Source organism: Streptomyces sp. NPDC044044, assembly GCF_056434405.1.
Map to the genome: position 1 here is coordinate 601,104 of NZ_JBWKFG010000003.1, position 22,992 is coordinate 624,095.

The window sequence follows — 22,992 nt, forward strand, 5'->3', positions numbered from 1 at the left end:
TTGCGGGGCTGGGCGGTCGTCTACCCCTGCGGGTGCGTTGTGGCTGGTCGCGCCGTTCCCCGCGCCCCTTGCGGGGCTGTGGTCGTTTTCCCCCGCGGGTGGGCTGTGGTTGCTCGCGCCGTTCCCCGCGCCCCTTACGGGGCGCTACGCCGTCGCCGAGCGACGGCGCAGTCTGCCCCGGCTGGGGCGGATCAGGAGTGAGAGCAGGGCTGCCGCTACGGCCACCGCGCCCGCGATCGTGGCGGGTGCGTGGCCCGCGCCCAGGGCCATGTGCGTGACGAAGGATCCGATCACCGCGCCCGCCGCCCCGGTCGACAGGACCAGGCTGCGCGCCGGGAGCCGGTGGGACAGTCGGTGGGCTGCGCCCCATGCCAGGGCGAAACCGAGCAGTGCGGACCCGAGTGCTTCCAGAATCACAGGGTGTTCCCTCCCTCGCGGCCAGGTGCAAAACGGTCGTAGCCGGTCTTACCCCTGAGGGCCGGAATGCAATCCTCCAGACCCTCGGCGCGTGGGGTCGGGTCAACACACGAGAACGGCCCGGTGGTTGTGACCACCGGGCCGTTCTCGTCGTTCGTCCTGCGTGCAGCGCCCGTGAACTACAGGGCGCTGAAGCCCACCTTGCGGGCGGTCGGCTCACCGAGCTCGACGTACGCAAGGCGGTCGGCCGGAACCAGGACCTTGCGGCCGTGGTCGTCCACGAGGCTCAGCAGCGGCGACTTGCCGGTCAGCGCCTCGGACACCGCGCGCTCGACTTCCTCGGCACTCTGGGTGCTCTCGAGCACGATCTCGCGGGGCGCGTACTGCACGCCGATCTTGACCTCCACGGCTTTGTCCCTCCGACGGTCAGTGATGTGCGCGGGCGTCCGCGCCGTACTCAGCACACATTAGCCCGGTGAAGCGACGCCCATGCTTCCGCCGCTGCACGCCAGTAGCGAACAGAGATCGGGAACAGAACGCGAGAAGGCGAAACCGGGGTCAGTGGCCTTCCAGGCCGTGCAGCGGGAAGCCCGCGATACCGCGCCAGGCCAGCGAGGTCAGCAGCTCCACCGCCTTGTCGCGCGGGACCGTGCTGCCGCTGGCGAGCCAGTACCGGGCGACCACCTGTGAGTAGCCGCCGAGGCCCACCGCGAGCAGCATCGCCTCGTCACGGGGCAGGCCCGTGTCCTCGGCGATGACCTCGCAGATCGCTTCCGCGCACTGGAGCGTGACCCGGTCCACGCGCTCGCGGACCGCGGCCTCGTTCGTGAGGTCGGACTCGAAGACGAGGCGGAAGGCGCCGCCCTCGTCCTCCACGTACGCGAAGTAGGCGTCCATCGTGGCCGCGACGCGCAGTTTGTTGTCCGACGTGGAGGCAAGTGCCGTGCGGACGGACTGCAGCAGTGATTCGCAGTGCTGGTCGAGCAGCGCGAGGTACAGGTCGAGCTTGCCGGGGAAGTGCTGGTAGAGCACCGGCTTGCTGACTCCGGCCCGCTCGGCGATGTCGTCCATCGCCGCCGCGTGGTAACCCTGCGCGACGAAGACCTCCTGAGCCGCGCCCAGCAACTGATTGCGTCGGGCACGACGCGGCAGGCGTGTGCCCCGAGGGCGCGCTGCCTCTGTCTGCTCGATGGCTGTCACGCCGCCTCCCATGATCGTGAATGTGCGGTGTGCGCCGCGCGGCCATCGTACTTTTCGGTAACCGTGATGTGCGCGGTACGAGCGGAGAATTTCACGGACTGGATGGCCGTGAAAGCCGTGCGTAGCAGGGCAAACACGGGCAGCTCAGCGATAGTCGTCCTCGTCGATGCTGACGACGCGGGCCTGCTCGGCCAGATCGGCCTCGTTGGCCGCGTCCGTGTCCGCGTCCTGCAAGGAGTCGTCCTGGTGAGGTGTGAGGTCGGTCTGCTGCTCCGCGCTGTCGGCCTCGGGTGCCTCGGTGCTGATAGGGGCGTTCTCTTCGGCCTCGAAGGTCTCGGGGTCGGACGGGTCGACGGTCATCGTGGCTCTCTTCCCTAGCGGACTAGTGGTGCGAGTGCCCTGTTCGCCCTCTTCTATGAGCCTCTTCTTACGAGCCTAGGAGACTGTCGATCCAGGCGCTATGCGATCTCCCCGCGACATCGTCGGGATCTGTGACGGCGAACACACGAACCACCGTGTGATCGTCTCGTAACATTGCCGCATGTCTTCGACCGATCTGCCGAACGTGATCGCCGCCTCCGTCGCGCCCAAGCCGGGTGCCGTCGGGGTCGCGGCGGGCGAGCGGCTCGACTCGGTCCCCCTTCCGGGGCTCACGCTCTCGGTGCGTTCCAGGCCGTCGGTCCGCGAGGGTCTTCCGCCCGCGCTGTACGTCCACGGGCTCGGCGGCTCCTCGCAGAACTGGTCGGCCCTGATGCCGCTGCTGGAGGACGTCGTCGACTGCGCGGCGCTCGACCTGCCGGGGTTCGGCGACTCGCCGCCGCCGGACGACGGCAACTACTCGGTCACCGGGCACGCACGCGCGGTCATCCGTTACCTGGACGCGCGCGACGACGGGCCGGTGCACCTGATCGCCAACTCGATGGGCGGAGCGGTCACCACCCGTGTCGCCGCCGTCCGCCCCGACCTGGTCCGCACCCTCACGCTGATCTCGCCCGCGCTCCCCGAGCTGCGGGTGCAGCGCACGGCACTGCCGACCGGGCTCCTCGCGGTGCCCGGCGTCGCGCGGCTCTTCACCAGGCTCACCAAGGACTGGACGCCCGAGCAGCGGGTCAGCGGCGTCATGGCCCTCTGTTACGGCGACCCGGGCCAGGTCACGCCCGAGGGGTACAGCGCGGCCGTGCGGGAGATGGAGCGCAGGCTCGCCCTTCCGTACATGTGGGACGCGATGGCACGCTCGGCGCGCGGCATCGTGAACGCGTACACGCTGGGCGGGCAGCACGGCCTGTGGCGGCAGGCGGAGCGGGTGCTCGCGCCGACGCTGCTCATCTACGGCGGCCGGGATCTGCTCGTCTCGTACCGCATGGCCCGCAAGGCCGCCGCCGCCTTCCGTGACTCACGGCTGCTGACACTGCCGGACGCCGGGCATGTGGCGATGATGGAGTATCCGGATACGGTGGCCACTGCGATCCGCGAACTCCTCGCGGGCACGGGCGAGTTGCATGCATCCGGTCATTCGGGCGCGGGGAGCTGAGGCGGCGAGTGGGACGTCATAGCCGCCGGGGTTCGGCCGACCTCGCAGACAACACGGGCAACGCGAATACCGACGACATACCGTCACCGCAGGGCGCACGCCCGCCGGCTCCCGGCACGGGACGCCGCAGGCGCGCCCCGGGGGACGGCGGCACGCCCGCGCACGGCGTCCCGCAGGCCACCCCGCCGCACGGCGTCCCGCAGGCCACCCCGCCGCACGGCATGCCCCAGGCCACCCCTTCCCACGGCACACCGCACGTCCGCGGCGGGCACCCCGAGCAGCGTGAGCCGGGCGGGGGATGGGGATCCGGGCCGCGGATGGGCGCCGCCTACGGAGCGCCGGGCGCGCGGACCGGGCTGCCCCGCGTACCGGGGCCACGACGTGAGTACGTGGACGCGTTCGGCGAGGAGTTCGCCGACGAGGACCTCTTCGCGGGCGGCGGCGCGACCGAAGCCCTGCCCACCAGGGCCGGCGTACCGCCCCGCGACCCGTACGCCTCCGTCACCGACTGGGACCGCGCGGTCGACGAGGACGAGGAGGCGCACGGAGACCTCTGGTCCGGCGGCGCCGACGGAGCACACGGCTCCGGTGGGGCCGACGGAACCGACGGCGAGGCCAAGGACGGCAAGGGAGGCGGCAAGGGCCGCACCTTCACCGGTATCGCCGCCGCCGCTGTCACCACCGTCCTCGCGGTCGTCGTGGCCGGCCAGGTCACCGACGGGCCAGCGGACTCCGCTCCCAGGACGCAGGCCGCGAAGGGTCAGGGCGCCCGTGACGCGGGCCAGGACGCGTCCCGCTCGGACGACCGGCCCACACCTCCGGAGTCCGCCCCGGCGACGTACGAGACGAAGATGGCCAAGAAGTACCCGCTCGACGCCAAGCTCACGGCGTCCGGCGACTTCGACGCCATGGCCGGGTTCGACAAGGCACCCGGCAAGGGGCAGAAGTTCCGCTACCGCGTCGACGTCGAGAAGGGGATGGGCCTCGACGGCGAGCTGTTCGCCTCGGCCGTGCAGAAGACCCTGAACGACGACCGGAGCTGGGCGCACGGCGGAGGCCGCACCTTCGAGCGAATATCTTCGGGCAAGCCCGATTTCGTCATCACGCTCGCGAGCCCGGGGACGACCGGGAAGTGGTGCGCGAAGTCAGGGCTCGACACCCTGGAGGAGAACGTCTCCTGCGACTCCGCGGCGACGGAGCGCGTCATGATCAATGCCTATCGGTGGGCACAGGGCGCCAAGACCTACGGCGACCGCATCCATCCGTACCGGCAGATGCTGATCAATCATGAGGTCGGACACCGGCTCGGCTTCAACCACACGGACTGCACGAAGGACGGCGACCTCGCGCCCGTCATGCAGCAGCAGACGAAGTTCCTCGACCACGACGGCATCAAGTGCAAGGCCAACCCCTGGGCGTTTCCCAAGAGTTGAGACGGAAACGATCGGTATGCGGTCGTTTCTCGATCAGTGGCGCGGTCGACAGCTTTGACATCCGCGACGAGTTCGTTCATATTTCTCCGCATGTCGCCTCGTCACGCCTCCTCGCGCGCAGCCCTTGAGCTGGCGCTCTTCGGCGTGACCGCGCTCTGCGTGTCCGACATTCACTGTTGCTGACGCCCGCCCCTGGCGCGTGCGTCGCTTCTCTCCGGACCTTGTGCACCCTGTGCACTCTCTGCGGTCCTGACTGACCTTCTTCGGCGACCCCGGGGCGAGCTCTGCTCTCATCTCCCCTGCTTGAATCTCCGAGAGGTCCTTTCCCATGCGTCAATCGTCCGTCATAGCCCGCCGCGTGGCAGCGGCATCCGTCAGCCTCGTCCTGGCAGCGGGCGCAGCCGCCTGCGCGGGCCCCGAGGACAACGACGCCGGGAGCGGCGGCGCCGACGGCAAGCCCGGCAAGGGCGGCACGCTCACCGTCCTCAACAGCGACCCGCAGGTCGACTTCGACCCCGCGCGGCTCTACACCTCCGGCGGCGGCAACGTCCCCTCGCTCGTCTTCCGCACCCTGACCACCCGCAACCGCGAGGACGGTGCCAAGGGCTCGGAGGTCGTGCCGGACCTCGCCACGGACCTCGGCAAGGCGAGCAAGAACGCCACGGTGTGGACGTACACCCTGAAGAAGGGACTCAAGTACGAGGACGGTTCGCCGATCACCTCCGCCGACATCAAGTACGGCATCGAGCGCTCCTTCGCCGGTGAACTCTCCGGTGGCGCGCCCTACTTGAGGGACTGGCTGATCGGCGGCGACAAGTACGCCGGGCCCTACAAGGACAAGAGCGGCAAGGGTCTGGAGTCGATCGAGACGCCCGACGAGCGGACCATCGTCTTCCATCTGAACAAGCCGGAGGGCGAATTCCCCTATCTGGCGACGCAGACGCAGTTCACGCCCGTCCCCAAGAGCAAGGACAAGGGCACGAAGTACGAGGAGCACCCGGTCTCCTCGGGCCCCTACAAGGTCGTCAAGAACGAGAACGACGGCGAGCGCCTGACCCTGGAGCGCAACCCGCACTGGTCGGCGAAGACCGACCCCGAGCGCAAGGCCTACCCGGACAAGATCGACGTGCGGTCCGGCCTCAACTCGTCCGTCATCAACCAGCGGCTCTCGGCAGGACAGGGCGCGGACGCCGCCGCCGTGACCACCGACACGAACCTCGGCCCCGCCGAACTCGCCAAGGTCACCGGCGACAAGGCCCTGGCGTCGCGCGTCGGCACCGGGCACTTCGGATACACGAACTACCTCGCCTTCAACCCGAAGGTGAAGCCCTTCGACGACCCGAAGGTGCGCCAGGCCATCTCGTACGCCGTCGACCGCTCGTCCGTGGTCAACGCGGCCGGCGGCTCGTCGCTCGCCGAGCCCGCGACCACGTACCTCCCGAACCAGAAGTCCTTCGGATACACGAAGTACGACCACTTCCCGGCGGGCACGTCCGGCAACGCGAAGAAGGCCAAGGAGCTCCTGAAGGAGGCCGGTCACAAGGACGGGCTCACCATCACGCTGACCCACTCCAACGCCAAGGACTTCGAGACGAGCCCGGAGATCGCCACCGCGATCCAGGACGCCCTGAAGAAGGCCGGGATCAAGGTCAAGCTGGAGGGCCTGGAGGACAACGACTACAAGGACAAGGTGCACAGCGCCAAGGACGAGCCGGGTCTCTTCCTGGCCCACTGGGGCGCCGACTGGCCCTCCGGCGGCCCCTTCCTCGCCCCGATCTTCGACGGGCGGCAGATCGTGAAGGACGGCGCCAACTTCAACACCGGCTTCCTGGACGACAAGTCCGTCAACGACGAGATCGACGAGATCAACAAGCTCACCGACCTCGACGCGGCAGCGAAGCGCTGGGGCGCCCTCGACAAGAAGATCGGTGAGCAGGCCCTGACCGTGCCGCTGTTCCACCCGGTCTACAAGCGTCTGTACGGCAAGGACGTCAAGAACATCGTGATCAGCGACTGGACGGGTGTCCTCGACATCTCCCAGGTCGCGGTCAAGTAAGGGTCAGCGGTCACATCACCATGAGCGAGGCCCTGTTGGCCTCGGGAGCGGGGACGGGCGCGCAGGCGCCCGCCCCGACTTCCGGTGCCCGTCAGTTCTGGCGGCGGCTGCGTGCGCAGCGTGCCGCCCTCGTCGCGGCGTCCGTCGTCGCGCTTCTCGTCCTGGTCGCGCTCGCCGCGCCGCTGCTCACCGCCATCGAGGGCCAGGACCCCAGTACGTACCACCCCGACCTCATCGACTCAGGGCGCGGCGGCGTGCCCATCGGCCCGTTCGGCGGGATCAGCGCTGACCACTGGCTCGGCGTCGAACCGCAGACAGGGCGCGACCTGTTCGCCCGTCTCGTCTACGGCGCGCGTGTCTCCCTCGGCGTCGCGCTCGCCGCCACGCTCGTGCAGGTGCTGCTCGGCGTCGGCGTCGGCATCGCGGCCGGGCTCGGCAACCGCCTGGTCGACCAGGTGCTCAGCCGCGCCACCGACGTCATCGTCGCCATGCCGCTGATGGTGCTCTCGCTCGCCCTGATGGCGATCGTGCCCAGCGGCTTCCCGCGTCCCGTCCTCGTGGCCCTGGTCATCGGGCTCGTCGCCTGGGGCAGCACGGCCAAGATCGTGCGCGCGCAGACCATCACCCTGAAGGAGCTCGACTACGTGGCCGCCGCCCGGCTCAGCGGCTGGAGCACCTGGCGCATCGCGCGCCGCGAACTCCTGCCGGGGCTCGCCGCCCCCGTCATCACCTACGCGGCGCTGCTCGTCCCGATGAACATCACCGTCGAGGCCGCGCTCTCCTTCCTCGGCGTCGGCGTCAAACCGCCGACGGCGTCCTGGGGACAGATGCTGACCTCGGCCGACATCTGGTACCAGGCGGCGCCGCAGTACCTGCTGCTTCCCGCGGGCGCGCTGTTCGTGACGGTGCTCGCGCTGACCGTCCTGGGTGACGGCGTGCGGACCGCGCTCGACCCGCGGGCCGCTTCGCGGCTGCGGATCGGCACCGGGCGCAAGCGGGAGGGCAAGGCATGACCGGGCAAGGCATGAGCGGCTTCTTCCTGAGGCGCTCGGTGGGCGCCCTCGTCACGCTGCTCGCCATCTCCGTGATCATCTACGCGGTCTTCTACGTCGCTCCCGGCGACGTCGCCCAGATCACCTGCGGCCCGCGCTGCTCACCGGCCCAAGTGGCCCAGGTCTCCGAACAGTTGCGGCTCGACGACCCGGTGTACGTCCGCTACTGGGACTTCCTCCAGGGCATCTTCGCCGGCCAGGACTACTCGACGGGCACGGGCGTGGAGCACTGCGACGCCCCCTGCCTCGGGCTCTCCTACCAGAGCGACCAGCAGGTCACCCAGCTGATCCTGGCGAAGCTTCCGGTCACCGGGTCGCTCGCGCTCGGTGCCATGGTGATGTGGCTGATCCTCGGGGTCGGCACGGGAGTCCTCTCCGCCTGGCGGCGCGGGCGCGTCACCGAGCGCGTCCTGACCGCCGTCACGCTCGCGGGCACGGCCACGCCCGTCTTCGTCATCGGTCTGCTGCTGATGATCGTGGTCTGCGGGCAGCTGAACTGGCTGCCCTTCCCGCAGTACGTCGCGTTCACCGACGACCCCCAGCAGTGGGCGTGGAACCTGCTGCTTCCCTGGCTCTCCCTCGCCCTGATCGAGGCCGCCAAGTACGCGCGCCTCACCCGTGCCTCGATGCTGGAGACCCTCGCCGACGACCACGTGCGGACCTTCCGTGCGTACGGCGTCGGGGAGCGCTCGATCATCGGCAAGCACGCCCTGCGGGGCGCGGTCGCCCCGGTCATCGCGCTGAGCGCCAACGACTTCGGGTCGATGTTCGGCGGCGCGGTGCTCAGCGAGACGCTCTTCGGGCTTCCCGGCATGGGGCGCGAACTCGTGCACGCGGTCAAGGTCGTGGATCTGCCGGTCGTGGTCGGCATGGTCCTGGTGACCGGCTTCTTCGTGGTGCTCGCCAACGCCGTCGCGGACGTCCTGTACGCGGTGGCCGACCGAAGGGTGGTCCTGTCATGAGCCTCGTCCACGTGTCCGACCTGGTGGTCGATTTCGGGGACGTCCGTGCCGTCGACGGGCTCTCCTTCACCCTGGAGAAGGGCGCCGCGCTCGGCCTCGTCGGCGAGTCGGGGTCCGGCAAGAGCACGGTGGCGTCCGCGCTGCTCGGGCTACACCGGGGCACCGGCGCGGGCGTCGGCGGCGCGGTGCGGGTCGGCGGCATCGACGTACAGGAAGCGTCCGGTGAGGAGCTGCGGCGGCTGCGGGGCGGGAAGGCGGCGATGGTCTTCCAGGACCCGCTGTCGTCCCTCGACCCGTACTACGCGGTGGGCGACCAGATCGCCGAGGTGTACCGCGTGCACACCGGAGCCTCGCGCCGGGCGGCACGCGCGCGTGCCGTCGAGGTGCTCGACCGTGTGGGCATCCCCGACGCCGTACGCAGGGCGCGTTCCCGGCCGCACGAGTTCAGCGGCGGCATGCGGCAGCGCGCACTCATCGCCATGGCGCTCGCCTGCGAGCCCGAGCTCCTGATCGCCGACGAGCCGACGACCGCCCTGGACGTCACCGTGCAGGCCCAGATACGCGACCTGCTGCACGCGCTGCGGGCCGAGACCGGGATGGGCCTTCTCCTGGTCACCCATGACGTGGGCGTCGCCGCGGAGAGCGTCGACGACGTCCTGGTCATGCGGCACGGGCGTGCCGTCGAGCGCGGGCCCGTGCGCGAGGTCCTCGGGGCGCCCGAGAAGGCGTACACGCGGGAGCTGCTCGGGGCGGTGCCCCGGGTGGACGCGCCGCGCGAGGCGGCCTCGCGCGCGCCGGGTGACGTGGTCCTCGAAGCGGTCGGTCTGCGGCGGGAGTTCGGGCGCGGCAAGCGCGCGTTCGCCGCCGTGGACGGGGTGTCGCTCACCGTCCGCAGGGGAGAGACGCTCGGGGTCGTGGGGGAGAGCGGCAGCGGCAAGACCACCCTCGGGCGGATGCTGGTGGGGCTGCTCGAACCTTCGGCGGGGGAGATCCGCCATGGCGGGGGCGCGGAGAAGGCGGGCGGCGCGGAGAAGCCGGGCGGCGGGGAGAAGCCTGGCGGTGGCGCGCGGGCCGGCGTGCAGATGGTGTTCCAGGACCCCGTCTCCTCGCTCAATCCGCGCCGCGGCATCGGGGAGTCCATCGCCGATCCGCTGCGCGCGCGGGGCGAGCGGGACGACTCCGTGGTGCGCGCTCGCGTGCGCGACCTCATGGAGCGCGTCGGGCTCGATCCGGCGTACTACGGGCGCTATCCGCACGAGTTCAGCGGCGGCCAGCGGCAGCGCGTCGGGATCGCGCGGGCCCTCGCCGCCGAGCCGCGGATCATCGTGTGCGACGAGCCGGTGTCCGCGCTCGACGTGACCACGCAGGCACAGGTGACCGCGCTCCTTGCCGAACTGCAGGAGGAGTACGGCCTCGCGCTCGTCTTCATCGCGCACGATCTCGCGGTCGTACGCCAGGTCAGCGACCGGGTGGCGGTGATGCGGCAGGGGCGGATCGTCGAGCAGGGGTCCGTCGACGAGGTCTACGGCTCGCCTCAGCAGGCGTACACCAAACAGCTGTTGGCCGCCGTGCCCGCGCTCGACCCGGAGGCCGCCGCGCAGCGCCGCACGGCCCGCAGGGAGCTGGCCGCAGCTTAACGCTCCGTAGCGAAAGAGCGCTCTCCCGGCGTCATAGCGCGACGGAACGCAACCGGCACGGGAAAGTTACGGCCGTTCACCCCTTTTGGTGGCGTGATGGACAACCGTCCATCACGCCACCGGCATGTCCGCATACGTTCGTCCCGCTGCGAGCCGCTGGTCCAACGGCGGCTCTCCATATGGGAGATCGGGGGTGTACGCGTGCGCATCGGACTGCTTACGGAGGGTGGCTATCCGTATGTGAGCGGTGACGCCAGGCTCTGGTGCGACCGGCTCGTGCGCGGGCTCGGGCAGCACGAATTCGACATCTACGCCCTCAGCCGCAGCGAGCGGCAGGAAGCGCAGGGCTGGATCGAGCTGCCGCCCCAGGTGAACCGCGTGCGGACGGCGCCCCTGTGGACGGTCGACGACGACGGCGTCGCCTTCGGAGCCGGGTACGGACGCCGTGCGCGGCGGCGCTTCGCGGAGTGCTTCGGCGAACTGGCCGCGGTGGTGTGCGACTCCGGGGCGGGCTCCATCGCGGGGGCCACCGGCGCCCGTGACGCGTTGGCGGACCGTTTCGGCAGTGCGCTCTACGGCCTCGCCGAACTGGCCGGGGACCAGGGTGGTCTCGTCGGCGCACTGCGCTCCGAAGCGGCCGTGCGCGCCCTGGAGGCCGCGTGCCGCGCGCCGGGCGCACTCCGCGCCGCACGCACCGCACGCGTGCCCGACCTCCTCGCCGTGGCGGGCCTCCTGGAGCGCGCGCTGCGGCCGCTCTCCCTCGACTGGTACGGCGACGACGGCCTCGGCGCGGTGGACCTGTGCCACGCCACGTCCGGCGGCCCCGCGGCGCTCCCCGGCCTCCTCGCCAAGCACTTCTCCGGGGTGCCGCTCCTGGTCACCGAGTACGGCATACAGCTGAGGGCGCACTACCTCGCGACCGGCGACGAGGCGCTGAGCGCACCCGCGCGGGCGCTGCTCACCTCCTTCCACGGCAGGCTCGCCGCCGAGGTGTACCGCCAGGCCACGATCGTCACCCCCGGCAACACGCACGCCCGCCGCTGGCAGGAGCGGTGCGGCGCCGAGCGGTCGAAGCTGCGCACGGTCTATCCGGGCATGGAGGCCTCGCGCTTCGCGGAGGTCGGCGACCGGGAGGACCCGGGAGACCCCGACACCCTCCTCTGGGTCGGGCGCATCGAGCCCGCGAAGGACCTGATCTCCCTGCTCCACGCCTTCGCGGAGGTCCGCAAGGAGGAGCCGAAGGCGCGGCTGCGCATCGTCGGGGCGCCCGGGGAAGGCCAGGAAGCCGCCGCCTACCTCGCGCACTGCAAGGCGCTCGCCGCGCAGCTCTTCCCGGACGAGGCCCAGGGCGCGCACGCCGTCGGGGACAACCCCGTGTCCTTCGAGGAGATCGGTGCGCCCGAGGTGCCCGACCTTGAGGACGCTTATGCCGCGGGGAGCGTCGTCGTCCTTTCGAGTGTCGTCGAGGGGTTCCCGATCAGCCTGGTCGAGGCGATGTTCTGCGGGCGCGCGACGGTCTCCACGGACGTCGGCGCGGTCGTCGAGGTCATCGGAGGCACCGGACTCGTGGTGCCGCCGCGCAATCCGCGTGCGCTCGCCGAGGCGTGCGTGGCGCTGCTGCGCGACGCCGGGCGGCGTGAGCGGCTCGGGGCGGCGGCGCGTGCGCGGGCGCTCGAACTGTTCACCGTGGAGCAGAACATCGAGGCGTTTCGCGGCATCTATCTGGAGATCGTCTCGCACTGTCCGGTGCGCAGGGAGGCGGTCGACGACGCGGGCGAGCCGGTGCCGTTCGGCCATCCCGCGGAGGCGTACGTGCCGGGACGGTGGGCGGTCGCCGCGGGCGGCGGTGACGCGGGCCCGGGTCCGGGCGGCGCGCCCAGCTGGGCGCAAGAGGCGGACAGGCCGGAGCGGTTGCCGGAGCGGTTGAAGGGGGCGGGCGTATGAGCGAGCGGCAGAAGACGGACGCGCCACGGGCTCCGGGGAGCCCCGGCGGGTGGGACGTGCGGTCGGAGGAGCTGGTGGCCGACACGGCACTGGTGCGGGAGCCCGCGGCCTGGCGGGGGACAGGGACGGAAACGGGGACGGGAACGGGTGGTGGCGCCGGGGCGGCGGCCAGGCCCGCGCGGCGCGGAGCCGTCGACCCCGTGAAGGCGCTGATGCACCGGCATCGAGAGCTGTGCGAGCGTGCCGTCGACCCGCTGGAGATCGCCGCGGGCCTTGAGGCGCACGGAGTGACCGACAGGACCGCTGCGCGGTTCAGGCACCGGGACGTGTTCGCGCTCGCCGAGGAGATGTACGCGCGCGTGCCGCGTGACGAGGAGGAGCGCGCCGTCCCCGAGGCGCCCGCCTCCCAAGAGGTGCCCGAAGTGCCCGCCGGATGGGCGCTGTTCGCCCTGCTGCCGGGTGTGGCCTGCGCGATCGCCGCCGTGGGGTTGGAGCTGGGCGAGGGGCGTGCACGGCTCGCGGTGGGGCTCGGCGGAGCGCTCGCCGTGGCCGTCGCCCTGCGCGTGGCTCTTCGGTACGGCCCGCTGCGGTCCGCGCACCACGTCCTTCCGGCCACGCGCGCGTGGGTCTGCCTTCTCGTCGCGTACGCCCTCTTCGGCGACGGGCTGCTGCGGGCCGCCGTATCGGGCGGGCCCGACGGCCCCTGGGCGCCGTCGACCGCTGCCGCACTGGGGCTCTCGCTCGCTGTCGCGCCCGCGCTGTGGTGCGCGCGGCTGTTCTCCGTGGGAGCACGGCGACGTCTTGCGCTCAGCCGGGGGCTCACTGAATTCACCGCCTCCGTACGGCCGTTGCTCCTGTGCGTGGTCGCGCTGTACCTCTGCGCCCTGGGAGCACTGCTCGTGGGGGCCGGCGCCGCCTATGGGGTGCCGGCGTCCTCCGGGGCCGGGGCGCTCGGCGCGCTGCTGCTGCTCGCCCGGCTGCTCTCCTCGTACGGCTTCACGCATGCGCCCCTGCTGATGCTGGGTGCCGCGGGCGCGGTGGAGGTGGGTGCGCTCGCATCGGTGTTCGCCGGGCGGCTGCCCGGGTGCGCGTGGCTGGCGGCCCCGGTCGAGGGGGCGGTCCGGGCCTGGGGGCCCGGTGTCGTGCCCGTCGTCGCGTGCGGCGCCGCCGCGGGCGTGCTGCTGCTCCATTCCTCGCGGGTGCTCAGCCGGGCGTCCGCGCATGCCGACGGGGCGCCTTGAGCGTGCGCGCCGCGGTCGGCGGCCACTCGAAAGATCTTTCTCTCCCGCGGGGCCGACACCGCGGGCCTTACCCCGTGAATTACGGCAACCCCCTGAAGGAGAACGCCAGATGAGCACCCCCAGCATCCGAGAATCCAAGCCGGGAGCCGCCCGATGAGGGTGCTGTTGATCGGAGCCAACGGATACCTCGGCCGGTTCGTCGCCGACCGGCTGCTCGCCGACCCGGCGGTGCAGCTCACCGCGCTCGGCCGCGGTGACGACTCGGACGTACGGTTCGACCTCGCGAGCGGCAGCCCCGGCGCGCTCACCCGCTTCCTGGACGCCGTGCACCCGGGAGTCGTCATCAACTGCGCGGGTGCCACCCGTGGCGGTGCCCGCGAGCTGACCCGGCACAACACCGTCGCCGTCGCCACGATCTGCGAGGCCCTGCGCCGCAGCGGATGCGGGGCGCGCCTGGTGCAGCTGGGGTGCGGTGCCGAGTACGGGCCGAGCCAGCCGGGGTCCTCCACCGCGGAGGACGCCGTGCCCAGGCCCGGCGGACCGTACGGAGTCAGCAAGCTCGCGGCCACCGAACTGGTCCTCGGGTCCGGTCTCGACGCCGTCGTCCTGCGCGTGTTCTCGCCCGCGGGGCCCGGCACCCCGGCCGGCTCGCCGCTCGGGCGGCTCGCCGAGGCCATGCGGCGGGCCATGCAGGCCGGTGACGGCGAGCTCAAGCTCGGGGGTCTCGGCGTGCAGCGGGACTTCATCGACGTACGCGATGTGGCGCGGGCCGTGCACGCGGCCTCGCTCTCCGCGGCCCAGGGGATCGTGAACATCGGCGCGGGCCGTGCCGTGCGGCTGCGCGACGCGGCGGCCGTTTTGGCGCGCGTCGCGGGGTACGGCGGAGCGCTGCACGAGCTCGACCAAGTGGGCCTGCGGCAATCCATCGGGCACCCCCGCACCGAATCCGACCACGGGAGCCCGGCTGCCTACCCCTACCCCGACGGGTGCGGCAGCTGGCAGCAGGCCGACGTGCGCACCGCGCGCGACCGGCTCGGCTGGCGCCCCCGGATCAACCTCGAAGAATCACTCGCCGACATCTGGATGGAGGCGGCATGCCGCATCTGACCAGCACAGCCACAGGCACCGCACACACCGACGTACGTCTCGGCTTCGGCATCCCGGGCTTCGCGCACCCTCTCGTCGCCCCCGCCGAATGGTCCCAACTCACCCGTCCCGGTGCCCCTTTGCACTGGGTCGTGCTGAACGTGAGCAGGGGGCCTGGCGACCGGCCCGACCCGCACTGCCTGGAGGCGGCGGGGCGGCTGCGGAACGCGGGCGTGCGTGTCCTCGGTCACCTCGACGTGATGTACGGAGCACGCGGCTTCGGGGAGCTCGTCTCCGACGCCCACCGCTACCTCGACTGGTACCAGGTCGACGGCTTCTCCCTCGACCGCTGCCCCACCGAGCGCGCCGCCCTCCCGGAGGTGCGCAGGACGGTCACGACCCTGCGCGCCATCTGTGACGACGCGCACATCGTCCTGGGCCACGGCACCCATCCGTATCCCGGATACGCCGAATCCGCCGACCAGTTGGTGACCTTCTCGGGCCCCTGGAGCGACTACCGCTGGTCACAGGTGGCCGAGTGGACCGCCGACTATCCGCCCGAGCGCTTCTGCCACTTCGTGCACGGCATGCCGCGCGGCCATCTCGACGAGGCGCTGCGCATCGCACGCTGGCAGGGTGCTTCGACGATCTACTTCACCGACCGTGTGGACGGTGGGGGAGCGGACGACCCGTGGGAGTCGATGCCCGGGTACTGGGACGAAATCGTCTCGCGTATCGGACCGGGCGTCTCGGAATGAAGAGGGGCGTGGCAGTGTTACGCGGAGAACAACCGTTCCGAATCACCGACCAACGGAGTCCCCGTGTCGCTGCCACCCCTGGTCGAGCCAGCATCTGAGCTCACCGTCGACGAGGTTCGCAGGTACTCCCGCCACCTGATCATCCCCGACGTCGGGATGGACGGGCAGAAGCGGCTGAAGAACGCCAAGGTGCTGTGTGTCGGCGCCGGCGGCCTCGGGTCACCGGCGCTGATGTACCTCGCCGCGGCGGGCGTCGGCACGCTCGGCATCGTGGAGTTCGACGAGGTCGACGAGTCGAACCTGCAGCGCCAGATCATCCACAGCCAGGCCGACATCGGCCGCTCCAAGGCGGCGTCGGCGAAGGACTCCGTCCTCGGCATCAACCCGTACGTGAACGTGATCCTCCACGAAGAGCGGCTCGAGGCCGAGAACGTGATGGACATCTTCAGCCAGTACGACCTGATCGTCGACGGCACGGACAACTTCGCCACGCGCTACCTGGTCAACGACGCCTGCGTGCTGCTCAACAAGCCGTACGTATGGGGTTCGATCTACCGCTTCGACGGCCAGGCGTCCGTCTTCTGGAGCGAGCACGGCCCGTGCTACCGCTGCCTCTACCCGGAGCCCCCGCCCCCCGGCATGGTCCCGTCCTGCGCCGAGGGCGGCGTGCTGGGCGTGCTCTGCGCGTCCATCGGCTCCATCCAGGTCACCGAGGCGATCAAGGTCCTGGCCGGCGTGGGCGACCCGCTGGTCGGGCGCCTGATGATCTACGACGCCCTGGAGATGCAGTACCGCCAGGTCAAGGTCCGCAAGGACCCGGACTGCGCGGTCTGCGGCCCGAACGCCACGGTCACCGAGCTCATCGACTACGAGGCCTTCTGCGGCGTCGTGTCGGACGAGGCCCAGGAGGCGGCGCTCGGCTCGACGATCACTCCCAAGCAGCTCAAGGAGTGGATCGACGCGGACGAGAAGATCGAGATCATCGACGTGCGCGAGCAGAACGAGTGGGAGATCGTCTCGATCCCCGGCGCCAAGCTGATCCCGAAGAACGAGTTCCTCATGGGCACCGCCCTGGAGAGCCTTCCGCAGGACAAGAAGATCGTCTTGCACTGCAAGACGGGTGTCCGGTCCGCGGAAGTCCTCGCCGTGCTGAAGTCCGCGGGCTTCTCCGACGCGGTGCATGTGGGCGGCGGCGTGATCGGCTGGGTCAACCAGATCGAGCCCGAGAAGCCGGTCTACTAGGCGTAGTGCCTGAACGGAGAGGGGCCCGCACCTGTGAAGGTGCGGGCCCCTCTCCATTGGGCTCGGCCTATCTGAAGGTGCGGCCCTATCGCCTGAAGGACTCGTCCTCAAACGCCGGACGGGCTGAAAAACAGGCGCGCGGGCTCAGGTCTCGCAGACCGTGCCGTCCTTCGGTGCCTTGCCTTCCAGGAGGTAGGCGTTGACCGTGTCGTCCACGCAGCCGCTGCCGCTGCCGTACGCCCCGTGGCCCTCGCCCTTCCAGGTCAGCTCGACGCCGACGCCCTTGCCCAGCTCGTCCGCCATCTTGCGGGCGCCTTCGTAGGGCGTGGCCGGGTCTCCGGTGTTGCCGACGACCAGGACCGGGGCGGCGCCCGGAGCGCTCACGTCGGGGGAGTCGTGCAGCCCGGCCACCGGCCAGTCGTGGCACCAGCCCGCCGTGTCCCAGCCCATGAACTCGCCGAAGACCGGCGATATCTCGCGGAACTCACCGAGCCGCTGCTTCGCCTCGGCCGGCGTCGTCCGCGCCTTGGCGTCGCGGCAGGAGATCGAGCGCTGCGAGTGGCTCTGTGTGCTGTAACGGCCCGACGGATCCCGTTCGTTGTAGGCGTCGGCCAGCTGGAGCAGCGCCGATCCGTCGCCCTTCTCCGCCTGTTCCAGGCCCCGCGTCAGGGCGGGCCAGCTCTGCTTGCTGTACAGGGTGACCGTGATGCCGGTGAGCGCCAGGGACTGGGTGAGCTTCCGGTCGCCCGATCCGGGCAGCGGCTTCGCGTCGAGACGCTTCAGGAGGCGCACTATCTTCTGCGAGCCCGCCTTCGGGTCCTGGCCCGATGACTTCAGATAGTTCTCCAGGGCGCGCTGGAAGCCCCGCGCCTGGTTCTTGGCGTGGCCCACCGAGTCCGCGCTCGGGTCGACGACGGCGTCCAGGGTGAGGCGTCCCACCTTCTTGGGGAACAAGTGGGCGTACGTCCCGCCCAGTTCGGTGCCGTACGAGATGCCCATGTAGTGCAGCTTCTCGTCGCCGAGCACCTGGCGCATCACGTCCATGTCCTGGGCGGCCTCGACCGTCGAGACATGGCCGAGGAGCTTGCCCGAGTCGCGCGCGCAGCCCGCGCCGAAGTCGGCCGCGTCCTTGAAGTACGCCGCTTCCTCGGCCGGGGTGTCCGGCGTGAGGTCGACGGACTCCGCGGCCTGCGTCTCCTTGTCGCTGCGACAGCGCACGCCCTCGCTGCCCGCGACCCCGCGGGGATCGAAGCTCACCAGGTCGTACCGCTCGCGCAGCGTGTCGTACATGTCGGCGAACGAGGGCAGCATGGAGACGCCGGAGCCGCCGGGCCCGCCGAAGTTGAACAGGAGCGAGCCGATGCGCTCGCCCTTGCCGGTGGACCTGGCGCGGATCAGCGCGACGTCGATCGTCTCGCCGTCCGGCTTCGCGTAGTCCAAGGGGACCTTGAGGGTCGAGCACTGCCACTCGGATCCGGGCGCCGGGTCGCTGCCGCTCGCCTTGCAGCCGCCCCAGTCGAGCTTCTGGGTGGTGAGCGAGGCGGGCAGCGTCGAGGAGGGGTCGGGTTTCGGCGACTGCTCGGGACCGGTCGGCGCGGGCTTCGCGTCGCCCTCGCCGCCGTCGGACGAGCCGCCGCAGCCGACGGCGAGCCCCGCGACCAGGAGCCCTGCTGTGGCCAGCGCCGCTGACCGTACGAAACGCGGCATGGAGCGCTTCCCCCCTCGGAAGACAGTCAAGCCATAGTAGGCGGGGCCACTGACAGTGATCCGGGCCGCCCCGGATCACTGTGAGCGGCCCTCGTGAGCGGCCCTCACCACGTCACGAGCAGACCGTGCCTTCCTTCGGCACGGTGCCGTCGAGCAGATATCCGTTCACCGCGCCGCGCACGCACTTGTTCTTGCTGTCGTACGCCCCGTGCCCCTGGCCCTTGTACGTCAGCTCGACCCCGACGCCCTCGCCCAGCGCCTGCGCCATCTTCTTGGCGCCCTCGTACGGCGTGGCCGGGTCGCCCGTGTTGCCGATGACGACGATGGGCGCCGCGTCCGGCGCGCTGACGTCCGGGTGGTCGGCGGCGCCGTCCACCGCCCAGTCGGTGCAGCCGACCATGCCCCACGCCAGATAGTCGCCGAACAGCGGAGAGGCCTCACGGAACCCGGGGAGCTTCTTCTCGACGTACTCCGGCGTGTAGCGCGCCTTGTCGTCCGCGCAGTTGATGGAGATGTTGGCGGCCTGGATGTTGCTGTACGTACCGTCTTCGTTGCGGCCGTTCATGGAGTCCGAGAGCGTCATCAGGATCCTGCCGTCGCCGTCGTAGGCCTGGTCGAGGCCCTCGGTGAGGTACGGCCAGAAGTCCTTGGAGTACAGCGACTGCGCGATGCCGTTCGTGGCGGCGGTCTGCGTGAGCTTGCGCGGGGGCAGCGCGGGCAGCGGCTTGGAGTCCAGGTCCTTGAGCAGCCCCGCGATCTTGTCCTTCACATCCTGTTCGGTGTCGCCGACGGGGCAGTCGTCGACCTTCGACGTGCAGTCCTTGGCGTAGTTGTCGAGCGCGAGCTGGAAGCCCTCGGCCTGGCCGAGCGAGCCCTGCTCCGCCGTCTCGGTGGGGTCGACGACCGCGTCGAAGACGGCTCGGCCCACCTTCTTGGGGAACAAGTGCGCGTAGACGCCGCCGAGTTCGGTGCCGTACGAGATGCCGAAGTAGTGCAGCTTGTCGTCGCCGAGCACCTGGCGCATCAGGTCCATGTCGCGGGCCGCGTCGGTGGTGCGCACGTGGGGGAGCACCTCGCCGGAGTTCTTCTCGCAGGCTCCGTTGAAGCTCTTCACGTTGTCGACGAGCTTCTTCTGCTCGGCGTCGTCGTCGGGCGTGGAGTCCTCCTGGAAGTACGCGTCGAGCTGTTCGTCGTCCTCGCACTCGATGCCCGCGCTGCGGCCGACGCCCCGGGGGTCGAAGCTCACCAGGTCGTAGCGGGTGCGCAGCTTGGCGTAGTCGTCTCCGAAGGCGGGCAGCGTGGTGACGCCCGATCCGCCGGGGCCGCCGAAGTTGAAGACGAGCGAGCCGATCCGCCGGTCCTTCCCGCCGCTCGACGCGGCGCGGATCAGGGCGATGTCGAGGGTGTCCCCCTTGGGCTTGTCCCAGTCGAGAGGGGCCTTCATGGTGGCGCACTGCCACTCGGCGCCGCCGGGCAGCGGGGACGGGGCCTCACCGCCGCCCTCGGAGGCGGCGGGCGCGGGACAGTCCTTCCAGCTCAGCTCCTGGGCCGACAGGTCTGTGTCCTTGGCGGCCTCGGAGTCCTTGGAGCCGTCACCGCCGCAGGCCGCGAGGGTCGCAGACAGCAGGACGACGGTGGCGGCGGCACGCGCCTTGAGGTTGGGCATGCTCCCCATCCTGCGGGGGGCGCAGACGGGGCGCACGGCTGCTTCGGCCTTCCGTGGACCGGCGTCCCTCTCCTAGGAGAAGGCCCTCCCTTGCCCTTCCTCCTCCTAGAGAAGGCCCTTCCTCGTCAGGTGGTTGAAGAACAGCCACCCCGGAAGCACCGGCAGCCACAGCGTGAGCAGCCGGTACAGAAGCACCGCCGGCGCCGCCACGTCCTTGGGCACGCCCACCGCGATCAGACCGAAGGTGAGCGTCGCCTCGACCGCCCCGACACCGCCGGGCGTGGGCGCCGCCGAGCCGAGTGCGTTGCCCGCGAGGAAGACCACGGCCACGCTGGCCAGGGTCAGCGGCTTCATCTCCGTGGTGCTGAAGGCCCGTACGGAGGCGTCGAGACAGAGCACGAACAACAGCGTCAGGAGCAGCATGCCGCCGATGCCGGTGAGCAGCTTCTGCGGGCGCTGCAGTACGTCGAGCATGCGCGGCACGACGCCCGCGAACAGCGAGCGCACGCGCGTGACCACGAACTTCCGCAGGAACGGGATCGCGGTCACCACGAGCACGAGCACGGCGACCGAGAGCAGACCGGCGATGACGGTGCGGGACGGCGACAGGGACGGCGTCTTCTCCGTGCCCGTCACGTAACCGAAGATCATCAGCAGCATGATGTGCGAGCCGAGCCCGAACAGCTGCGATGCGCCGACGCTCGCCACCGCGAGGCCGGAGCGCACCCCGGAGCGCTGCAGGAAGCGTGTGTTGAGCGCGACACCGCCCACCGCGGCGGGCGCCACGATCTTCACGAACGAACCGGCGACCTGCGCCTGCACCGCCCGCAGGAACGGCACACGCTCCGGCACGAAGCCGAGCAGGCTCATCGCCGCCGCGAAGTAGCTCAGCGCCGAGCACGCCACGGCCACCAGGACCCAGCCCCACTCGGCCTCGCCGATGATGGTGTTGAAGTCGACGTGGGTGAGCTGCGAGAGCAGGAAGTACGCGCCGATGGCGCCGGCGATGAAGCTGATCAGCGTGCGCGGCCTGATCCGCTCCAGCTGGGCGGGCTCGACGGGCGCCTGCGGACGGATGAGCAGCACCTGGTGACGGATCTGGGTGAGCAGATCCTCCTCGCGGGCCTGGTCGAGCGCCACGTCTATGGCCTGCTTCTCGGCCTGCTTCTCGGCGCGCACGGTCTTGCGGTCGGGGCCCTTGGTGCCGTCGACCGTCTCCGCCGCTTCCGCCGCCGCGGTCGCGTCCGCCTCCGCCGCGCGGGCCAGCTTGTCCTTGCGGGACGCTTCGAGGACCGCCTCGCGCTCGCGCTGCGACCGCTCCCTGGCGAGCTTGCGCAGGGTGCCGCGGGTGGAGCGGGTCAGGGCGATGGGCTGGAGCAGCGGCAGACAGTCGGCGACCGAGTCGGGGCCGAGGACGTCGACCGCGGTCGCGACCGCGCGCTCGGCGCCCACGCGCAGGCCGAAGGCGGTCAGGAGCTGGGCGATGTCCATCCGCAGGACCAGGTCGCCCGCGGCGATCTCACCGCCCCGCAGATCGGTCAGGATCACCGTGCCGGAACGATCCACCAAAATCGCGTCGCCCGCGAGCCTGCGGTGCGCGATCCGCCGCGACTGGAGCGCCTGCACCTGCCGCCAGGTGTCGCACAGCAGCTCATCGGTGATGACGTCGTCCGGCAGGGAGTCCAGGGTGCGGCCGCCCGTGTGCTCGTAGACGAGGATCACCGCGTCGGGGCCGAGCTCGGAGGTGGCGATCAGCTTGGGCGCGTTGGCCCCGGCCGCGATCGCCGCGTATGCGAGGAGTGCCTCCTGCTCCAGGGCCTGGCGCAGCGACTGCAGGCTGCGGCGCTGGGTGATGCCGCGCAGCGTGAGCCTGCGCCACACGCGGTAGAAGAAGCCCTGCGCCTGTTGCTCGCGGTCGATGACCGTGACGTCCAGGGGCGGGCCGTCCTCAAGGGTGACGAAGTAGCGGCGGCCCCGGTCGTGCTCGCTGTCGGGGGACTCCTCGCGGGCCGCGCTCACCGGGTGGAAGCCGACGTGCCGCAGACCGGCGAGCAGCGTCTGGCCGGTGGGCCGGACGTTCGGCGAGCCGACCGCGTAGAGCGTTCCGTAGGCCACGCTCCAGCCGAGCAGGACCGTCAGGATGATCGAGAACGGCGTCGTGTAGCCGGTGACGAGCATGGTGAAGGCGTCGAGCAGCAGCACCACCCACAGCACCACGCGCCAGCGTGGTCTTCGGGACATCCCGACGGCGGTCATGTACGCGATGACGGGCGCGAGATAGCCGTGCACCGGGTCGGTGAGCGCGTGCAGATCGCCGGGCGAGGGCCGGGTCAGCGCCTCCTGGATGGAGTCCGGGGCGGCCTTGGCGACCCAGAGGTCGGTGGCGAGCGTCACGCCGTGCGCGAGGACGGCCGCGAGGACGCCGTCGGCGATGCGCAGTCCGTCCCGCTTGACCAGGCGCTCGATGGCGAACGCCACGGGGACGAGCAGGACGCCGATGCTCGCGGTGAGTCCCGCGAACTTGATCAGGAGGTCGGGTGCCTGGTCGGTGCCCTTGTCGATGTCCTGGGCGAGACCCGACGTCGTGCCGTGCGCGAACGCGGCGATGGCGAGGACGATGACGATCCCGAGGACGCCGACGAGCAGTCGCATCAGGTCCGACGGACGGTGCACGCGCGCGGAGAGCAGCGGTTCGTCACCGGCGACGCGGTCGGCGTGGGCTCCCTCGCCGTCGGCGCAGTCGTCCCGGACGAGGGAGGCGCCGGTGTCCTGCTCGGCTCCGGGCCGCCCGTCCTCGTCCTTGCCGGACTTCTCGAACTTCTCGTGCTTCTTCAGGGAGTGCCCACCGGTGTCCGGGTGCGCCTCGGCCGCAGGGGTGCCCGCCGACTCATCGGGGTGCACATCCTGCTGCTCCGTCGCCTCTTCTTGATCTCGTATCACCAGTCACCGCCCGCACGATGGTGGCATGCCGCACCGACAGAGGGGGGCATCAGGGTGCAATGCGGGGGCGCAAAGTGTTCACCGGGCTCCAGTTTGTCTCGTGCCGCACACTCTGTCGCG

At 71.0% G+C, this 22,992-nt stretch carries 19 protein-coding genes; 12 read left to right on the forward strand and 7 right to left on the reverse strand.

Annotated features, from left to right (window positions below; genetic code table 11):
* Positions 1 to 144 precede the first annotated feature (144 nt).
* From AC07AG_RS13650 to AC07AG_RS13665, 4 genes are all read right to left on the reverse strand, one after another.
* Entirely contained in the window at positions 145 to 417 is a 273-nt protein-coding gene (locus AC07AG_RS13650; RefSeq protein WP_478754855.1) for a hypothetical protein, read from the reverse strand.
* Between the two features lie 179 nt (positions 418 to 596).
* A complete protein-coding gene (locus tag AC07AG_RS13655; RefSeq protein ID WP_249587904.1) occupies positions 597 to 824 on the reverse strand; it encodes a DUF3107 domain-containing protein in 228 nt (75 codons plus the stop codon).
* Positions 825 to 975: 151 nt separating this feature from the next.
* On the reverse strand, positions 976 to 1,617 hold the full coding sequence (locus tag AC07AG_RS13660; protein ID WP_249587903.1) for a TetR/AcrR family transcriptional regulator: 642 nt from the start codon (positions 1,615 to 1,617) through the stop codon (positions 976 to 978).
* A gap of 144 nt (positions 1,618 to 1,761) precedes the next feature.
* Positions 1,762 to 1,977: a hypothetical protein gene (locus tag AC07AG_RS13665; protein ID WP_478754861.1), complete on the reverse strand. Its 216-nt coding sequence runs from the start codon at positions 1,975 to 1,977 to the stop codon at positions 1,762 to 1,764.
* Between the two features lie 181 nt (positions 1,978 to 2,158).
* Here AC07AG_RS13665 and AC07AG_RS13670 point away from each other — a divergent pair, with 181 nt between their 5' ends.
* The 12 genes from AC07AG_RS13670 (at position 2,159) to moeZ (ending at position 16,559) form a co-directional block, all read left to right on the forward strand.
* On the forward strand, positions 2,159 to 3,148 hold the full coding sequence (locus tag AC07AG_RS13670) for an alpha/beta fold hydrolase (RefSeq protein ID WP_478754863.1): 990 nt from the start codon (positions 2,159 to 2,161) through the stop codon (positions 3,146 to 3,148).
* An 8-nt stretch (positions 3,149 to 3,156) separates the two neighbouring features.
* Complete coding sequence (locus AC07AG_RS13675) at positions 3,157 to 4,581, forward strand: DUF3152 domain-containing protein (RefSeq protein ID WP_478754865.1); 1,425 nt, start codon at positions 3,157 to 3,159, stop codon at positions 4,579 to 4,581.
* A 90-nt stretch (positions 4,582 to 4,671) separates the two neighbouring features.
* Positions 4,672 to 4,764, forward strand: a complete 93-nt coding sequence (locus tag AC07AG_RS13680; protein WP_344520500.1) for an Ms4533A family Cys-rich leader peptide — start codon at positions 4,672 to 4,674, stop codon at positions 4,762 to 4,764.
* A 145-nt stretch (positions 4,765 to 4,909) separates the two neighbouring features.
* Positions 4,910 to 6,637 (forward strand): ABC transporter substrate-binding protein, encoded by a 1,728-nt coding sequence (locus tag AC07AG_RS13685; RefSeq protein WP_478754867.1) that lies wholly within the window; start codon positions 4,910 to 4,912, stop codon positions 6,635 to 6,637.
* A 20-nt stretch (positions 6,638 to 6,657) separates the two neighbouring features.
* The gene (locus AC07AG_RS13690; protein ID WP_478754869.1) at positions 6,658 to 7,650 is read left to right on the forward strand and encodes an ABC transporter permease; all 993 of its coding nucleotides are present in this window, start codon (positions 6,658 to 6,660) and stop codon (positions 7,648 to 7,650) included.
* 11 nt (positions 7,651 to 7,661) lie between these two features.
* Positions 7,662 to 8,651, forward strand: coding sequence for an ABC transporter permease (locus AC07AG_RS13695; protein WP_478755547.1), 990 nt, complete (start codon positions 7,662 to 7,664; stop codon positions 8,649 to 8,651).
* Positions 8,648 to 10,288 (forward strand): dipeptide ABC transporter ATP-binding protein, encoded by a 1,641-nt coding sequence (locus tag AC07AG_RS13700; protein WP_478754871.1) that lies wholly within the window; start codon positions 8,648 to 8,650, stop codon positions 10,286 to 10,288. Before AC07AG_RS13695 ends, AC07AG_RS13700 begins: the two co-directional genes overlap by 4 nt.
* Before the next feature lie 201 nt (positions 10,289 to 10,489).
* A complete protein-coding gene (locus AC07AG_RS13705; RefSeq protein WP_478754873.1) occupies positions 10,490 to 12,232 on the forward strand; it encodes a DUF3492 domain-containing protein in 1,743 nt (580 codons plus the stop codon).
* The gene (locus tag AC07AG_RS13710; RefSeq protein WP_478754875.1) at positions 12,229 to 13,473 is read left to right on the forward strand and encodes a hypothetical protein; all 1,245 of its coding nucleotides are present in this window, start codon (positions 12,229 to 12,231) and stop codon (positions 13,471 to 13,473) included. Before AC07AG_RS13705 ends, AC07AG_RS13710 begins: the two co-directional genes overlap by 4 nt.
* A 153-nt stretch (positions 13,474 to 13,626) precedes the next feature.
* On the forward strand, positions 13,627 to 14,580 hold the full coding sequence (locus tag AC07AG_RS13715; protein ID WP_478754877.1) for an NAD-dependent epimerase/dehydratase family protein: 954 nt from the start codon (positions 13,627 to 13,629) through the stop codon (positions 14,578 to 14,580).
* Positions 14,568 to 15,317: a spherulation-specific family 4 protein gene (locus AC07AG_RS13720; RefSeq protein ID WP_478754879.1), complete on the forward strand. Its 750-nt coding sequence runs from the start codon at positions 14,568 to 14,570 to the stop codon at positions 15,315 to 15,317. The genes AC07AG_RS13715 and AC07AG_RS13720 overlap by 13 nt, the downstream gene beginning before the upstream one ends.
* A 63-nt stretch (positions 15,318 to 15,380) precedes the next feature.
* Complete coding sequence (moeZ, locus tag AC07AG_RS13725; RefSeq protein ID WP_344520509.1) at positions 15,381 to 16,559, forward strand: adenylyltransferase/sulfurtransferase MoeZ; 1,179 nt, start codon at positions 15,381 to 15,383, stop codon at positions 16,557 to 16,559.
* Between the two features lie 144 nt (positions 16,560 to 16,703).
* Here moeZ and AC07AG_RS13730 read toward each other — a convergent pair whose 3' ends face one another.
* The 3 genes from AC07AG_RS13730 to AC07AG_RS13740 form a co-directional block, all read right to left on the reverse strand.
* Positions 16,704 to 18,266, reverse strand: a complete 1,563-nt coding sequence (locus AC07AG_RS13730; protein ID WP_478754881.1) for an alpha/beta hydrolase — start codon at positions 18,264 to 18,266, stop codon at positions 16,704 to 16,706.
* A 112-nt stretch (positions 18,267 to 18,378) separates the two neighbouring features.
* Positions 18,379 to 19,932 carry an alpha/beta hydrolase gene (locus AC07AG_RS13735; protein WP_478754883.1) on the reverse strand — a complete coding sequence of 518 codons (1,554 nt, stop codon included), beginning with the start codon at positions 19,930 to 19,932 and terminating at the stop codon, positions 18,379 to 18,381.
* Positions 19,933 to 20,037: 105 nt separating this feature from the next.
* Positions 20,038 to 22,833, reverse strand: coding sequence for a lysylphosphatidylglycerol synthase transmembrane domain-containing protein (locus AC07AG_RS13740; RefSeq protein ID WP_478754885.1), 2,796 nt, complete (start codon positions 22,831 to 22,833; stop codon positions 20,038 to 20,040).
* Positions 22,834 to 22,992: the final 159 nt, after the last annotated feature.

What these genes read in the sequence shown, in the direction of transcription:
- AC07AG_RS13665 (WP_478754861.1), bottom strand. Translation starts at nt 1,977, where the DNA reads ATGACCGTCGACCCGTCCGACCCCGAGACCTTCGAGGCCGAAGAGAAC.
- AC07AG_RS13670 (WP_478754863.1), top strand. Translation starts at nt 2,159, where the DNA reads ATGTCTTCGACCGATCTGCCGAACGTGATCGCCGCCTCCGTCGCGCCC.
- AC07AG_RS13680 (WP_344520500.1), top strand. Translation starts at nt 4,672, where the DNA reads ATGTCGCCTCGTCACGCCTCCTCGCGCGCAGCCCTTGAGCTGGCGCTC.
- AC07AG_RS13685 (WP_478754867.1), top strand. Translation starts at nt 4,910, where the DNA reads ATGCGTCAATCGTCCGTCATAGCCCGCCGCGTGGCAGCGGCATCCGTC.
- AC07AG_RS13690 (WP_478754869.1), top strand. Translation starts at nt 6,658, where the DNA reads ATGAGCGAGGCCCTGTTGGCCTCGGGAGCGGGGACGGGCGCGCAGGCG.
- AC07AG_RS13695 (WP_478755547.1), top strand. Translation starts at nt 7,662, where the DNA reads ATGAGCGGCTTCTTCCTGAGGCGCTCGGTGGGCGCCCTCGTCACGCTG.
- AC07AG_RS13700 (WP_478754871.1), top strand. Translation starts at nt 8,648, where the DNA reads ATGAGCCTCGTCCACGTGTCCGACCTGGTGGTCGATTTCGGGGACGTC.
- AC07AG_RS13710 (WP_478754875.1), top strand. Translation starts at nt 12,229, where the DNA reads ATGAGCGAGCGGCAGAAGACGGACGCGCCACGGGCTCCGGGGAGCCCC.
- AC07AG_RS13715 (WP_478754877.1), top strand. Translation starts at nt 13,627, where the DNA reads ATGAGGGTGCTGTTGATCGGAGCCAACGGATACCTCGGCCGGTTCGTC.
- AC07AG_RS13720 (WP_478754879.1), top strand. Translation starts at nt 14,568, where the DNA reads ATGCCGCATCTGACCAGCACAGCCACAGGCACCGCACACACCGACGTA.
- AC07AG_RS13730 (WP_478754881.1), bottom strand. Translation starts at nt 18,266, where the DNA reads ATGCCGCGTTTCGTACGGTCAGCGGCGCTGGCCACAGCAGGGCTCCTG.
- AC07AG_RS13735 (WP_478754883.1), bottom strand. Translation starts at nt 19,932, where the DNA reads ATGCCCAACCTCAAGGCGCGTGCCGCCGCCACCGTCGTCCTGCTGTCT.